General features: G+C 67.6%; 13 protein-coding genes. 8 read left to right on the top strand and 5 right to left on the bottom strand.

What is annotated here, in order from left to right:
* Positions 1–173 precede the first annotated feature (173 nt).
* Together N0B71_RS16865 and N0B71_RS16860 are read left to right on the top strand one after the other, a co-directional pair.
* Complete coding sequence (locus N0B71_RS16865) at positions 174–2,336, top strand: type I secretion system permease/ATPase (RefSeq protein ID WP_259759594.1); 2,163 nt, start codon at positions 174–176, stop codon at positions 2,334–2,336.
* Between the two features lie 5 nt (positions 2,337–2,341).
* Positions 2,342–3,694: an HlyD family type I secretion periplasmic adaptor subunit gene (locus tag N0B71_RS16860; protein ID WP_259753788.1), complete on the top strand. Its 1,353-nt coding sequence runs from the start codon at positions 2,342–2,344 to the stop codon at positions 3,692–3,694.
* 215 nt (positions 3,695–3,909) lie between these two features.
* Here the strand turns inward: N0B71_RS16860 and soxR are convergent, their stop codons facing one another.
* Positions 3,910–4,374 carry a redox-sensitive transcriptional activator SoxR gene (gene soxR / locus N0B71_RS16855; RefSeq protein WP_259753787.1) on the bottom strand — a complete coding sequence of 155 codons (465 nt, stop codon included), beginning with the start codon at positions 4,372–4,374 and terminating at the stop codon, positions 3,910–3,912.
* Positions 4,375–4,448: 74 nt separating this feature from the next.
* Between soxR and N0B71_RS16850 the strand changes: the two genes are divergently transcribed.
* A complete protein-coding gene (locus N0B71_RS16850) occupies positions 4,449–4,796 on the top strand; it encodes an antibiotic biosynthesis monooxygenase (RefSeq protein ID WP_259753786.1) in 348 nt (115 codons plus the stop codon).
* A gap of 266 nt (positions 4,797–5,062) precedes the next feature.
* On the opposite strand, the gene N0B71_RS16845 is transcribed toward N0B71_RS16850, so the two are convergent.
* Entirely contained in the window at positions 5,063–5,506 is a 444-nt protein-coding gene (locus N0B71_RS16845; protein ID WP_259753784.1) for an acetyltransferase, read from the bottom strand.
* A gap of 177 nt (positions 5,507–5,683) precedes the next feature.
* Positions 5,684–7,294, bottom strand: coding sequence for an ABC-F family ATP-binding cassette domain-containing protein (locus N0B71_RS16840; RefSeq protein WP_259753783.1), 1,611 nt, complete (start codon positions 7,292–7,294; stop codon positions 5,684–5,686).
* Positions 7,295–7,559: 265 nt separating this feature from the next.
* Between N0B71_RS16840 and N0B71_RS16835 the strand changes: the two genes are divergently transcribed.
* Entirely contained in the window at positions 7,560–7,883 is a 324-nt protein-coding gene (locus N0B71_RS16835; RefSeq protein ID WP_259753782.1) for a hypothetical protein, read from the top strand.
* 536 nt (positions 7,884–8,419) lie between these two features.
* Here the strand turns inward: N0B71_RS16835 and N0B71_RS16830 are convergent.
* Complete coding sequence (locus N0B71_RS16830) at positions 8,420–9,019, bottom strand: tRNA-uridine aminocarboxypropyltransferase (RefSeq protein ID WP_259753780.1); 600 nt, start codon at positions 9,017–9,019, stop codon at positions 8,420–8,422.
* A complete protein-coding gene (locus tag N0B71_RS16825; protein WP_259753778.1) occupies positions 9,016–9,912 on the bottom strand; it encodes a LysR family transcriptional regulator in 897 nt (298 codons plus the stop codon). Before N0B71_RS16825 ends, N0B71_RS16830 begins: the two co-directional genes overlap by 4 nt.
* A 287-nt stretch (positions 9,913–10,199) precedes the next feature.
* On the opposite strand from N0B71_RS16825, the gene speB reads away from it, so the two are divergent.
* The 4 genes from speB (at position 10,200) to N0B71_RS16805 (ending at position 14,638) form a co-directional block, all read left to right on the top strand.
* The gene (gene speB / locus N0B71_RS16820) at positions 10,200–11,159 is read left to right on the top strand and encodes an agmatinase (protein ID WP_259753777.1); all 960 of its coding nucleotides are present in this window, start codon (positions 10,200–10,202) and stop codon (positions 11,157–11,159) included.
* Between the two features lie 16 nt (positions 11,160–11,175).
* Positions 11,176–11,586 (top strand): YybH family protein, encoded by a 411-nt coding sequence (locus tag N0B71_RS16815; RefSeq protein WP_259753776.1) that lies wholly within the window; start codon positions 11,176–11,178, stop codon positions 11,584–11,586.
* Between the two features lie 25 nt (positions 11,587–11,611).
* The gene (locus N0B71_RS16810; protein ID WP_259753775.1) at positions 11,612–13,126 is read left to right on the top strand and encodes a purine-cytosine permease family protein; all 1,515 of its coding nucleotides are present in this window, start codon (positions 11,612–11,614) and stop codon (positions 13,124–13,126) included.
* Positions 13,127–13,258: 132 nt separating this feature from the next.
* Positions 13,259–14,638 (top strand): sodium:solute symporter, encoded by a 1,380-nt coding sequence (locus tag N0B71_RS16805; protein WP_259753774.1) that lies wholly within the window; start codon positions 13,259–13,261, stop codon positions 14,636–14,638.
* The last annotated feature ends 71 nt before the right edge of the window (positions 14,639–14,709 follow it).

Here is a 14,709-nt window from a genome sequence, read left to right as displayed (position 1 = left end):
AAGTCGCACGCGCCCGTCACCGCCCCGCGCCGCCCGGTGTCGGGGCGACGGCCGTGAGGCGATACGACAGGGCACGGAAGAACCCGCGACCGGCGGGCCCGGCGAGCAGCTGCAACTGCTCGGCGTGGCCTGCCCGCGCGGGTCGGCGCGGCCCGGGAGGAAGTAGCGTGACCATGATCATCCAGGAGCGCGGCACACCTGCGCCGGGCGATCCGCGCCTGAGCCATGACGATCCCCTGCTCGACGGACTGCTGATCCTGTGCCGCCTGCACGGCTGCGCCGTGAGCCGCAACAGCCTGTCCGCCGGCCTGCCGCTACGCGACCAGCGGCTCTCCGCCGCCCTGCTGCCGCGCGCGGCAGCCCGCGCCGGCCTGCAGGGCCGGCTGCTGCGCCGCGAGCTGAAGAGCATCTCCAACCTCAACCTGCCGGTGCTGCTGCTGCTCAACGATGGCCGCAGCGCCGTGCTGCGCCAATGGCGCGACGACGGCCAGGCGCTGATCCTGCCCTGCGAGACCGACGGCGGCGAACAGGCCGTAGGCGCCGACGAGCTGGCCGCCCAGTACAGCGGCCAGGCGCTCTTCGCCCGCCCACGCCACGAACTCGAAGCCGCGCGCAAGCCGCTGGTGCCGCGCGTCGACGCCTGGTTCCGCGACACCCTGCGGCTGTCGCGCTGGCTCTACACCGACGCCCTGGTCGCCAGCCTGCTGATCAACCTGCTAGGCATGCTGGTACCGCTGTTCGTCATGCAGACGTATGACCGCGTGGTGCCCAACCAGGCGCTGTCGACCCTCTGGGTGCTCGCCGCCGGCCTGCTGATCGGCACGCTGTTCGAACTGCTGCTGCGGGTGCTGCGCTCCAACCTGCTGGACATGGCCGGCAAGAAGACCGACGTGGTGCTCTCCGCCACCCTGTTCGAACGCATCACCGGCATGTCGCTGGTGGCCAAGCCGGAGACCGTCGGCGGCTTTGCCCAGAGCATCCACGACTTCCAGGGCCTGCGCGAATTCCTCACCGCGCTGACCCTGACCAGCCTGATCGACCTGCCCTTCTCGCTGCTGATGATCCTGGTCATCGGCCTGCTCGGCGGCTGGCTGGTGGCCGTGCCGCTGCTGGCCTTCCCCATCACCATCGTGTTCGCCCTGATCATCCAGAGCCGCCTGCGCGACACCGTGCAGAAGAGCCTGACCCTGGGCGCCGAACGCCAGGCCCTGCTGATCGAAACCCTCGGCGGGCTGGAAACCCTCAAGGCCTGCGGCGCCGAGAGCGAGCGCCAGTACCGCTGGGAATCCACCCACGGCGCCCTGGCGCGGCTGGACAACCATGCGCGCTTCCTCAGCGCCCTGGCCACCAACGGCACGCTGTTCCTCCAGCAGTTCGCCGGCCTGGCAATGATCTGCGCCGGGGTCTACAGCATCCTCGACGGCAACCTCAGCGTCGGCGCACTGGTCGCCAGCTACATGCTCAACAGCCGCGTGCTGGCCCCGCTGGGGCAGATCGCCGGGCTGATCACCCGCTACCAGCAGGCACGCCTGACCATGAAGAGCACCGACGCGCTGATGGAGCTGCCGCAGGAGCGCCAGGCCCGCCAGCGCCCGCTGGAACGTACCCAGCTGCACGGCGCGCTGGAAGTGCGCCAGCTCAGCTTCAGCTACCCCGAGCAGACCACCCCGGCGCTGCACCACGTCAGCCTGCGCCTGGCCCCCGGCGAGAAGATCGGCATCATCGGCAAGAGCGGCTCGGGCAAGAGCACCTTCGGCCGCCTGCTCATGGGCTTCTACCACCCCGACGAAGGACAGATCCTGCTGGACGGCCTGGACCTGCGCCAGCTCGACGTCTCCGACCTGCGCCAGCAGATCGGCTACGTGGCCCATGACCTGCCGCTGCTGGCCGGCAGCCTGCGCGACAACCTGACTCTCGGCGCGCGCTACGTCAGCGATGCGCGGATGCTCGAAGTGGCCGAGCTGACCGGCGTCAGCGAGCTGGCCCGGCAGCACCCGGCCGGCTTCGACCGCCCGGTGGGCGAGCGTGGCCAGCTGCTGTCCGGCGGCCAGCGCCAGACCGTGCTGATGGCCCGCGCGCTGCTGCTCGACCCGCCGATCCTGCTGCTGGACGAGCCCACCAGCGCCATGGACAACAGCAGCGAGGAGATCCTGCGCAAGCGCCTGCACGAAGCCTGCCGCGACAAGACCCTGCTGCTGGTCACCCACCGCACCTCGATGCTCAGCCTGGTCGACCGCCTGCTGGTGCTCGACAGCGGCCGCATCGTCGCCGACGGCCCGAAAGACGCGGTCATCGAAGCATTGCGCAAGGGCCACGTCGGCCCGGCAGCGGGGTAATGGCCATGCACTTCTCGCAATCGATCCGTGGCTACCTGGGCGGCAACGGCGCCCGCGACACCGAATTCATGCCCGAGGTCCAGGGCACCCTGCTGGAGGACTCGCCCAACGCCACGCGCATCACCCTGTGGGCGGCGCTCGGCCTGCTGGTGGCGGCCATCACCTGGGCCTACTTCGCCGATATCGAGGAAGTGACCAAGGGCGAAGGCAAGGCCATTCCCTCCTCCAAGGTGCAGACCATCCAGAACCTGGAGGGCGGCATCGTCTCGGAAATCTTCGTCCGCGAGGGCCAGGTGGTGAACAAGGGCCAGCCGCTGCTGCGCCTGGACGACACGCGCTTCTCCTCCAACAAGGGCGAGACCGAGGCCGACCGCAACTCCCTGGAAGCCCGCGTGGAGCGTCTGAGCGCGGAAGCCGAAGGGCGCGAACCGGTGTTCACCGACGAGCTGAAAAAGGCTGCGCCGCAGGTGGTGGAAGACCAGCTGGCGCTCTACCAGACCCGCATGCAACGGCAGAACAGCGAGCTGAATATCCTCCAGGAACAGCTGCGGCAGAAGGGCCAGGAGCTGCAGGAGTTCCGCGCCAAGACCCAGCAGTACCGCTCGAGCCTCGGGCTGGTGCAGCAGGAGATCAACATGTCCGAGCCGCTGGTGAAGGCCGGCGCCGTCTCCCCGGTGGAGCTGCTGCGCCTGCGTCGCAGCGCGGTGGAAATCAGTGGCGACCTCAACGCCACCAACCTCGCCATCCCCCGCGCCGAGGCCGCGGTGAGCGAAATCCAGCGCAAGGTGGAGGAATCGAAACTGGGCTTTCGCAGCGACGCGCTGAAGGAGCTCAACGACGTGCGCACCGACCTCAACAAGCTCACCGCCACCAGTCGCGCCATCGACGACAAGGTCAACCGCACCCTGGTGGTCGCGCCCATGCGCGGCATCGTCAAGCAGCTCAAGGTCAACACCATCGGCGGCGTGGTGCAGCCGGGCAACGACATGGTGGAAATCGTCCCGCTGGAGGACAACCTCCTGGTGGAAGCGCGGGTGCGCCCCCAGGACATCGCCTTCCTCCACCCCGGCCAGACCGCCACGGTGAAGTTCACCGCCTACGACTACACCATCTACGGCGGGCTGAAGGCCAAGCTGGAAGTGATCAGCGCCGACACCATCACCGACGACAAGGGCAACAGCTTCTACCTGATCCAGGTGCGCACCGACAAGAACCACCTGGGCACCGACGCCAAGCCCCTGCTGATCATTCCCGGCATGGTGGCGACGGTGGACATCATCACCGGCGAGAAGAGCGTGCTGGACTACATCCTCAAGCCGGTGCTGAAGGCACGGTGGGAGGCGTTGCGGGAGCGGTGAGTTTCCCGGCGGGCTTCGCAGCGGGGGTTGGCACCCTCTCCCCAGCCCTCTCCCTGAAGGGAGCGGGAGCTCCGGCTGGAAGAATGACGCTGCCTGCATCCAATACGCCCGGCGAACTCAGTTGATGCACGTCACTCGGACCAGTCCCCTCTCCCTTCGGAGCGGGGCGCGCAGCCAGGGTTAGGGAGCGGGCACTCCCGCAGACTCCGAACGCCTCACTTTCCCTCCCCCCGCCAATGCGCCCCCGGCCCCTCCTCCGCCAGGCAATCCCCCGGATTGCGCAGAGGGCAGGCCTCCATCGACAGGCACCCACAGCCAATACAGCCATCGAGCTGATCGCGCAGCAGCAGCAACTTCTCGATCCGCTCGTTCAGGTCGTCCCGCCAGCGCGCCGACAGCCGCGCCCAGTCCGCTGCCGTCGGGTTGTGCCCGGTGGGCAACGAGCCCAGCGCCTCGGCGATCTCGCCCAGGGGAATGCCAACCCGTTGCGCCACCTTGATCACCGCCACCCGGCGTAGCGTGTCGCGGGCGTAACGGCGCTGGTTGCCGGCATTGCGCGAGCTGGAAATCAGCCCCTTGGCCTCGTAGAAGTGCAGCGCGGACACGGCCACGCCGGCGCGCCTGGCCAGCTCGCCGACGCTCAGCTCGCGGTGCATCGAACAGGAAGAAGATTCTTTCATGGGCTATTGACCTCAACTTAAGTTGAGGTTTTACCCTCGCCAGGCATTCGTTTCAAGCCAGGGAGCCCAGGAAGATGACGCAAGCCGCCCCGATCACCGCCCATGCCTGCGTGGACAATCCACACTTCATCCTGCAGATCGAGATCGACGTAACGCCCCAGCAACGTCCGCACATTGCCGCACGCCTGGGCGATTACCTGTCGCACCTGCAGGCACTGCTCTACCGGCGCCCCGGCTACCTCGCCAGCGAACTCCATGTGGAAGCCCCCTCGCAACGCCTGGTCGGCCGCCTGCACTGGCGGCACCGGGAAGACTGGGAAGCCGCCTGGGACTGCCGCCAGACCGCCAGCGACCTGTTCGCCGACAGCCTGCTCAAGCTCGGCGCGCGGAGCATCCGCTTCGGCAGTGGCGAGACGGCGTAGGGCATGCACGGTTATTCCACCGGTGGGGGCCGCTGTCTTTCCCTGCGTGATTCCGTTTTTGCGCTTTGCCCTCACCCCAGCCCTCTCCCTCAGGAGAGGGGGCGGATGGTGCCGGCTGACACGGTGGCTTCATCCTGCATCGAACGCTCCCCTCTCCCTCCGGGAGAGGGTTAGGGTGAGGGCGTGGCCGAGCGCTGAACTATCACGCAGGAGCGGGCCATGCCCGCAATCGCGACCGTGGCTCGCTCCTACCAGTAGGCCATGCCTTATTCAGGGGTCGGAAGGCTCATGTGCAGCAGCGGGAAGGGTCGCCCCTCGCCATCGGTGGGCGAGCGCCCGGTCTGGACGAAGCCGTAGTGCCGATAGAACCCCACCGCCTGCGGGTTCTGCTCGTTGACGTCGACACTCAGCGTGCCGCGCAACTCACGCGCGAAATCCAGCAGCGCACGGCCCAGGCCACGCCCCCGGCACTCCGGATCGATGAAGAGCATCTCCACATGGCACTCGTTCAGGCCGATGAAGCCCAGCGGGCGGTCTTCGGCATCCACCGCCACCCAGACCGCGACGGCCGGCAGGTAGAGGTCGCGGACCTGAGGCAACAGGTCGTCGATGTCCGACGCCTGGAGGAAGTGGTGGGTCGCGCGCACGGCGCCCAGCCAGATATCGAGCAGCCGCGGATTGTCCGCAGCGATGCGTTGGCGAATAAGCATGAAATCATCCTGATTCAGCGATTACGAAAGGGATAGCGCGCCACACACGGTGACGGCCGATGGAGCGTCGGCAGCATGAATGCCCGCTTCGCGATTCAACGCCTGGGCGGAGCACGGCAGAGGCAGCCGGAAAGAGAGGAAAGCCGATCCTACCCAGCCCTTCGCCGCGGGTAAAGCTCACCCGGCCGACCAGCGCCAGCCGTCAGCCGTGCATTCCAGTCGTGCCTCCAGCGCCAGCCGGTCGAGAAACGCCGCGTCATGGGACACCACCAGCAGCGCGCCGCGGTACTGTCGCAGCAGGTTTTCCAGCGCCTCGCGCGACGGCAGGTCGAGGTGGTTGTCCGGCTCGTCGAGCAGCAGCAGTTGCGCCGGGTGCTCGGCATACAGCTCGCAGGCCAGCGCCGCCTTCACACGCTCACCGCCGCTTAGCAGCGCGCTGGGCAGTTCGACCCGCGCCGCCGGCAACCCCATCTGCGCCAGGCGGGTGCGAAGGATCGACAGGTCAGCCACGGGATTGCGCTCGCGCAGCAGCTCCAGCACCGAGCGTTCGGGCAGCAACGCGGCGAGGTGCTGGTCCAGATAGGCGCTGCGCACCATCGCATCGCACGTGCCAGCCGCCGGGCCGAGCACGCCGGCGATCACCTTGAGCAGGGTCGACTTGCCGCTGCCATTGCCCCCCGTGATCGCCACGCGGCGCGGGCCGCTCAGTTGCCAGTCCAGCGCCGCGGTATTGCCGAGCGGCAGGCGCAGGCCTTCCAGCCGCAACACCCCGCGGGACTCGGGTAACGCGCAGTCGGGCGCGTTGAGCACCACCGGCGCATCGTCGGGCAATTGGCTGTAAGCCTCACGCACCTCCCGCGCCAGGCGCTCGCGACGCTCCTCATGCTGCGTGGCCAGACGGGCGATGCTGGTCTGGCTGCGCTCCTTCTGCCGGTCGATAAGGATCTTCGCCTGGTTGGCCTCCTTCGCGTCCTTGCGTCCCTTGGCCTGCCGATGCGCCTGGCGCTCGCGCTGCTCCTGCATGGCGTGCTGCTGGCGATCACGCTCCAGCTTGCGCCGCTGCAACTCGCGCTCGGCGGTGGCCTGCTCCTGCTGGCGCATCTCGCGGTAGACGGCGTAGCCGCCGGAATAACTGCGCAGGCCCGCAGAGGACAGCTCGACGATGCGCTGCATGTCGTCCAGCAGCAGGCGGTCATGGCTGATCAGGATCAGGCCGCCGCGCCAGCGCTGCACCTGCTCGCGCAGGGCCTCACGGCCGGCGCGGTCGAGGTGGTTGCTGGGCTCGTCGAGGATCAGCCAGTCCGCGTCGCTGAGCCAGGCGCCGAGCAGTGCCACCCGCGTGCATTCGCCGCCGCTCAGGCGTGAGGCGGGCGTGTCGGGCGTGAGATGGGCGAGCCCGGCGGCAGCCAGTTCGGCGTCCAGGCGGGCGCGGATATCCCAATGACCGTCGAGGCGCTCGAAGTCCGCGGGATCGACGCCGCCATTCTCGACCCGTGACAGCGCGTCCAGCAGCGGCTGCACGCCGGCCAGCTCAGCCACACTGCGGAATGCCTGCGGTTCGACGCGCTGCGGCAGGTAATGCACCGGCCCGGATGCCAGGCAACGGCCGGCACTGGGTGCCAGCTCGCCGGCCATGATCCGCGCCAGCACGGACTTGCCCACGCCATTGCGCCCGACCAACGCGGTGCGCCGCTCGTCGAAGGTTTCGTGGAGGTCGCTCAGCAGCGGCTCGCCGCTGGGCAATGGATAGGAGACGCCTTGCAGCGCCAGGGTGAACGGGCTCGTCATGCGCACTACCAGATTGATGCCGGAATTCCCCCGGAACGGGCCAGGGAAGGAAACGGGCCGTGAAACCACGGCGGCATCAATTGCGCATCGGACGAACACCTCGCGAAGGGGAATCAGGGGCGCAGTATAACGGCAGCCGCCGCGCCGGTGTGGCCGCCGGGCAGAAATCGGCGCGCGGGCAACCTTTCCAGATGCCCCGCCAGCGGCGACACTGCCCTCCCCGCGCATGCGCGGCAGCCCGAACACCTTACAAGGAAGTCCGTCCATGTCAGGCCCCACCTGCGTCGCCGAACTGTTCCGCGAAGAGCCTCTGTATTGGGGGCTGCGGGGCGATCCCTACCTGTGGCGGGAGATGGCCGAGCATCTCGCCGACACGCCGTGGCCCGCCAGCGAGGCCGCACTGGCGCAACTGCTCGCGCGGCTCTTCCAGGAGCTTGCCGGCATCGGCCTGGACCATCCCACCCACGTCCACCTGGCGCGCCATGCCCACGGCGGTATGTCCAGCGGGATGATCAGCACCCAGTTCTGGCGCGAACGGGCCATCCCGCTGCTGCTGGAGCGCTATCGTGCGACCTCCGCATCAACCTGAGCGCAATGCATGGAGTCAGCACAGGAGACTTAAAATCTCCTGGCCCACAATCGGAACAGACAGGATCGCCGGGGCGTGTAGGAGCGAGCTTGCTCGCGAACGGGTTCCGGCAACTTCGGAGCTGGGCGGTTCGCGAGCAAGCTCGCTCCTACGAAAAGCACCGCGTGGCGGATCATGCCCAAGGGGCATCCGGCCTAATGACTGATTCGGTTCAAATCGCGGGGCGCATGACGTGCCCCACGGTCCGGCCACGCGCCGGCCCCGCCGGCGGATCGCGGGCATGGCCCGCTCCTACACGGGCAGCGCAGCGCCGGACTGTAGGAGCGTGCCACGCACGCGACGGCGGACAAAGTCCGCCGCCATCAGGATCGTCGAGTGCATAACGCGCCAGCGTTATCCGCCGCGGGGCTATCGACACCTTGGCACACGCCGGCCCCGCCGGCGGATCGCGGGCATGGCCCGCTCCTACACAGGCAGCACGGCGCAGGACTGTAGGAGCGTGCCATGCACGCGACGGCGGACAAGGTCCGCCGCCATCAGCTGGAAGAACGCGGCCCGTGATTGCGCCGGAAGGTCTCCTCCCCCATCGCCGCAATCTGCCCCTCGATCAGCGCATCGAACGGGCGCAACAGGTCGGCGTGGGAGCGCGGCGCATCCAGCGCGTCCAGCGCATGCGCCACCGCCTCGATGGTCGACAGCGCGCCTTCGGCCGGCGCCTTGCGCAGGCGGTAGCGCGAGGTCAGCCCTGCCGGCAGTACCACCCGCGGCAGCGCCGCCAGCCGCGGGTTGAGGTGCAGCAGCTTGCGCGCCTTGCGCCAGGTGCCGTCGGGCACCACCAGCAGGCGCGGTTTATCCACAGGCCGCGCCGCCAAGTCGGCCAGCGCCACGGCGGACTCGCCGGGGAATAACAGCCAGGCATCCCACGCCGACAGGTCGAGATCGCTGAAGTCCTCGCCAACCCTCAGCTCCGCATTGCCCAGGCCAAGCACCGCCAGCCGCGCGGTGTTCAGCGCATGGCCCACCTCGCTGGGGTGCTGCAGCAAAAGCACACGGGTGCGGTTGTCCAGGCGCGGGATCAGCGCGCACAGGCAATGGTCCAGCGGCCGCTCGCAGCGGGGGCAACGGGCGCGGCTCATGTCTGGCTCGGCTGGGTGCGCAGCAGGTCGCGGAAGTTCTGGATCAGGGGCTCGCGGGAACGACCACGGCGCAGGATCAGCGAGAACGGCGCCTGGTAGCCGAAGGTCGCCGGCAACAGGGCGCGCAGGCGGCCCTGCTCCACCCAGGGGTGCGCGTAGTGCTCGGGCAGGTAGCCGATGTAGCCGCCGGAGAGGATCAAAATCAGCTGCGCCTCCATACTCTCGACGGTGCCGGCGCTGTGCTTGAAGCCGTGCCGCGCCAGTTCCGCCTGGCTCCAGTAGCCCCGCCCGACCATGCGCTGCTGGGTGATCAGCTCGGCGGGGATGCGCCGGCCGTCGAACAGCGGGTGGCGGTCGCTGCAGTAGAGCCAGTGCTGCTCTCTATAGAGAGGCTGGTAGACCAGGCCGTTCATGCGGCTGAAGAACGAGCCGATGGCCAGGTCCAGGCGGTTGTCCAGCACCGCCAGCTGCAGCTCGTAGGGGCTCTGCACCTGCAGGTGCAGGTGCACCGCCGGGTGCAGGCCGCTGAAGGAGCCGATGACGTCGGCCAGCGGCAGAGCCGGGTCGCTCACGGTGGAATCCAGCACGCCCAGGTTCAGGGTGCCGCGCAATTCGCCCTTCAAGGTCGCCGCATAGCGCTCGAAGCCTTCCAGTTCGCCGAGGATGCGCAGGGTTTCCTGGTGGAACAGCTCACCCTTGCTGGTCAGCCCGAAACCGCCCCGGCCGCGGTGGCAGAGCACGATGCCCAGTTGGTTCTCCAACTGGCTCATGTAGGTGCTGATCGCCGAGGTCGACAGGTTGAGTTCCTGCTGCGCGGCGGCGAACCCCTGGCTGCGCACCACGCAGGCGAAAATCCGCAGCAGTTTGACGTCGGGCAGTGCGCTCGCGCTCATGATGACTCCGCAAAACCGCGGCTGGGCCGCTCTAGTTCAGTAGTTTCTGCACCTGAAAACGGAGGATAGAAAGCCAGCTATCTATCCAGGAACCGCAGGCCACAAGCCCGGCGAGCCGTCCGCTGCGGCAAGGTGGCGCAGTCTAGCCGCCCTGATTAGTTTAGAAAACTCTGAAGTGATTATTTGTAGCCAGCGATTTTTTCTACTACCCCGCCTGATGAGAATCCGGTCTCAGTATTCAACAAGCCTGTTTCCACGAAGACAGCGATCAGCCTGAGGCCCTTCCCATGGACAAGAAACTTCACCAGCCCCTGGGCGGCAACGAAATGCCGCGTTTCGGCGGCATCGCCACCATGATGCGCCTGCCGCATATCCAGTCCCCCGAAGAGCTCAACGAGCTGGACGCCGCCTTCGTCGGCGTGCCCCTGGACATCGGCACCTCCCTGCGCTCCGGCACCCGCTTCGGCCCGCGCGAGATCCGCGCCGAGTCGGTGATGATCCGTCCGTACAACATGGCCACCGGCGCCGCGCCGTTCGACTCGCTGAACATTGCCGACATCGGTGACGTGGCGATCAACACCTTCAACCTGATGGAAGCGGTGCGCATCATCGAGGAGGCCTACGACAAGATCCTCGACCACGGCATCCTCCCGCTGACCCTGGGCGGCGACCACACCATCACCCTGCCGATCCTGCGTGCCATCCACAAGAAGCACGGCAAGGTCGGCCTGGTGCACATCGACGCCCACGCCGATGTGAACGACCACATGTTCGGCGAGAAGATCGCCCACGGCACCACCTTCCGCCGCGCGGTGGAAGAAGGCCTGCTGGACTGCGACCGCGTGGTGCAGATCGGCCTGCGGGCGCAGGGCTACACCGCCGAAGACTTCAACTGGAGCCGCAAGCAGGGCTTCCGCGTGGTGCAGGCCGAAGAGTGCTGGCACAAGTCGCTGGAACCGCTGATGGCCGAAGTCCGCGAGAAAGTCGGCGGCGGCCCGGTGTACCTGTCCTTCGACATCGACGGTATCGACCCGGCCTGGGCGCCCGGCACCGGCACCCCGGAAATCGGCGGCCTGACCACCATCCAGGCGATGGAAATCGTCCGCGGCTGCCAAGGCCTGGACATCATCGGCTGCGACCTGGTCGAGGTCTCCCCGCCCTACGACACCACCGGCAACACCTCGCTGCTCGGCGCCAACCTGCTGTACGAAATGCTCTGCATCCTCCCGGGCGTGGAGCGCCGCTGAGCGCACGAGCACACCGATGAATAACGACGCCTGCGTAGCACAGGTGCTGGAGGCTGCCCGCGATCTCGTGGCAGCCTTCGCGCGCACCGACACCGAAGCCTACTTCGCCGCCTTCAGCGAAGACGCCAGCTTCATCTTCCACACCTGGCCACAGCCGCTGCTCTCGCGCGCGGCGTACCGCGAGGTGTGGGAAGGCTGGCTGCGTGAGGATGGTTTCGAGGTCCTTGACTGCCTTTCGAGCAACACCTTTGTGAGCCTGCAGGGGGAGGACGTGGCGGTGTTCTGCCACGACGTCGCCACGCGGCTGCGCATCCAGGGAGAGGAAAGCCTGAACCACGAGCGGGAGACCATCGTCTTCCGCCGTGATCCGAAACTGGGCCGCTGGCTGGCCACACACGAGCACCTGTCACCGTCGCCGACGCCATAAAGACAGGGCTCCCCGGGAGGAAGTCATGGATAACAAGAACAACGCACACGCAATCACCACCATCGAGACATTCGGGGTCGAACAGATCCCGGACAACGAACGCAACGCCACGCCCACCGACCTGTTCCGCATGATCTTCGGCGGCGCCAACACCTTCGCCACCGCCGTGCTGGGCAGCTTCCCGGTGCTGTTCGGGCTGTCGTTCCAGGCCGGCGTCTGGGCCATCGTGCTCGGCGTGCTGGTGGGCTCGATCATCCTTGCGCCCATGGGCCTGTTCGGCCCGCTCAACGGCACCAACAACGCGGTCTCCTCGGGCGCCCACTTCGGCGTGCACGGGCGGATCGTCGGCTCGTTCCTGTCGCTGCTCACCGCCGTCGCCTTCTTCTCCCTCTCCGTGTGGAGTTCGGGCGATGCCCTGATCGGCGGCGCCAAGCGCCTGTTCGACCTGCCGGAAACCGACCTGACCCTGGGCCTGGCCTACGGCCTGTTCGCCGTGCTGGTGCTGATCGTCTGCATCTACGGCTTCCGCTTCATGCTGATGGTCAACAAGATCGCCGTCTGGGCCGCCAGCCTGCTGTTCCTGCTCGGCCTGTTCGCCTTCGCCGGCCCCTTCGACGCCGGCTACGCCGGCACCGTGCAGATGGGCAGCGAAGGCTTCTGGGCCGCCTTCATCGGCGCCGCCCTGCTGGCCATGAGCAACCCGGTGTCGTTCGGCGCCTTCCTCGGTGACTGGGCGCGCTACATCCCGCGCGAGACCTCGCAGAAGCGCATCATGCTGGCGGTGATCCTCGCCCAGCTGGCAACCCTGATCCCGTTCCTGTTCGGCCTGGCCACCGCCACCATCGTCGCGGTCAACGCGCCGGACTACATCGCGCAGAACAACTACGTCGGCGGCCTGCTGGCGGTATCGCCGAGCTGGTTCTTCCTGCCGGTGTGCCTGATCGCGGTGATCGGCGGCATGTCCACCGGCACCACCTCGCTGTACGGCACGGGCCTGGACATGTCCAGCGTGTTCCCGCGCCTGCTCAACCGCGTGCAGGCCACCCTGCTGATCGGCCTGCTGTCCATCGCCTTCATCTTCATCGGTCGCTTCGCCGCGAACCTGGTGCAGAGCGTGTCCACCTTCGCCGTGATGATCATCACCTGCACCAGCCCGTGGATGGTGATCATGATCCTCGGCCTGATCATCCGCCGTGGCTTCTACCACGCCGACGACCTGCAGGTATTCACCCGTGGCCAGGAAGGCGGCGCCTACTGGTTCCACAACGGCTGGAACTGGCGCGGCATGGGGGCGTGGATCCCGAGCGCGGCGCTGGGCCTGTGCTTCGTCAACCTGCCGGGCCAGTTCGTCGGCCCGCTGGGCAACCTGGCCGGCGGCATCGACATCAGCCTGCCGGTCACCCTCGGCATGGCCGCCCTGCTCTACCTGGCCCTGCTGCGCTCCTTCCCGGAACCGGCCGGCGTCTACGGCCCCAAGGGCCCGCGCTGGGTGGCCAGCCATGACCGCCCGGTGCGCAGCATCAGCGAACCGACGGCCTGATCCAGGCTTCGCTGCCTGGCGAAGCGCATGACCCGAAAGACCCCATCGGACCGGTTGCCGCCGGTCCGGTGCCCTACCGCACGCCACGAGCGAGCGGCAACAATGACAATGCAAGTGTGAGGAAAGCGACCCATGGCGTTAGATCTGATCGTCGTACTGATATATGCCGCCGGCATGTTGTGGCTGGGCTGGTACGGCATGCGCCGCGCCAAGACCCATGAAGACTACCTCGTCGCCGGCCGCAATCTCGGCCCGTCGTTCTACATGGGCACCATGGCTGCGACCGTCCTGGGCGGCGCTTCCACCGTGGGCACCGTGCGCCTGGGCTACGTCCATGGCATCTCCGGCTTCTGGCTGTGCGCCGCGCTGGGCGCCGGCATCATCGCGCTGAACCTGTTCCTCGCCAAACCGCTGCTCAAGCTGCGCATCTTCACCGTGACGCAAGTCCTGGAGCGCCGCTACAACCCCATGGCCCGCCAGGCCTCGGCGGTGATCATGTTCGCCTACGCGCTGATGATCGGCGTGGTCTCCACCCTGGCCATCGGCACCGTCATGCAGGTCCTGTTCGGCCTGCCGTTCTGGGTGTCCGTGCTGCTGGGCGGCGGCGTCGTGGTGGTCTACTCCACCATCGGCGGCATGTGGTCGCTGACCCTGACCGACATCGTGCAGTTCATCATCAAGACCGTCGGCCTGATGTTCATCCTGCTGCCGATCTGCCTGTACCGCGTGGGCGGCTGGGACGAACTGGTGGCCAAGCTGCCGGCGACCGCCTTCAGCTTCCACACCATCGGCTACGACACCATCATCACCTACTTCCTGATCTACTTCTTCGGCATCCTGATCGGCCAGGACATCTGGCAGCGCGTGTTCACCGCCCGCGACGAGAAGGTCACCAAGTACGCCGGCACCGCCGCGGGCGTGTACTGCGTGATCTACGGCCTGGTCGGCGCGCTGATCGGCATGTGCGCCAAGGTCCTGCTGCCTGACCTGGACAACGTCAACAACGCCTTCGCCGCCATCGTCAGCGCCGCCCTGCCGGACGGCATCCGTGGCCTGGTGATCGCCGCCGCGCTGGCCGCGATGATGTCCACCGCCAGCGCCGGCCTGCTCGCCGCGTCCACCACCATCACCGAAGACCTGCTGCCGATCGTCACCGGCCAGCGCTCCACCCGCCTGAGCCTGAACCGCATCTGCACCCTGGTCACCGGTGTCGTGGTCCTGGCCATCGCCCTGGTGGTGAACGACGTGCTCAGCGCCCTGACCCTGGCCTACAACCTGCTGGTGGGCGGCATGCTGATCCCGCTGATCGGCGCCATCTACTGGAAGCGCGCCACCACCGCCGGCGCGATCACCAGCATGGCCCTGGGCTTCGTCACCGCGCTGGTGTTCATGCTCAAGGACGGCTTCGATGCCAACACCCCGATCTACTACAGCCTGGCCATCGGCCTGGTCAGCTTCATCGTCGTCAGCCTGCTGTCGCCCCGCCCCGCGGCGGTAGCCGAAGCGGCCTGATAAGAAACCACGCTGGGCAAAAGGGCGCGGCGAGCTGATCTCCGCGCCCTTTTGCATGATGATCACGACTT

The organism is Pseudomonas sp. GCEP-101 (assembly GCF_025133575.1).
Lineage (GTDB): Bacteria > Pseudomonadota > Gammaproteobacteria > Pseudomonadales > Pseudomonadaceae > Pseudomonas > Pseudomonas nitroreducens_B.
Note: the sequence above shows the minus strand (reverse complement) of the source record. Positions and strands in the feature narration are given on the sequence as shown.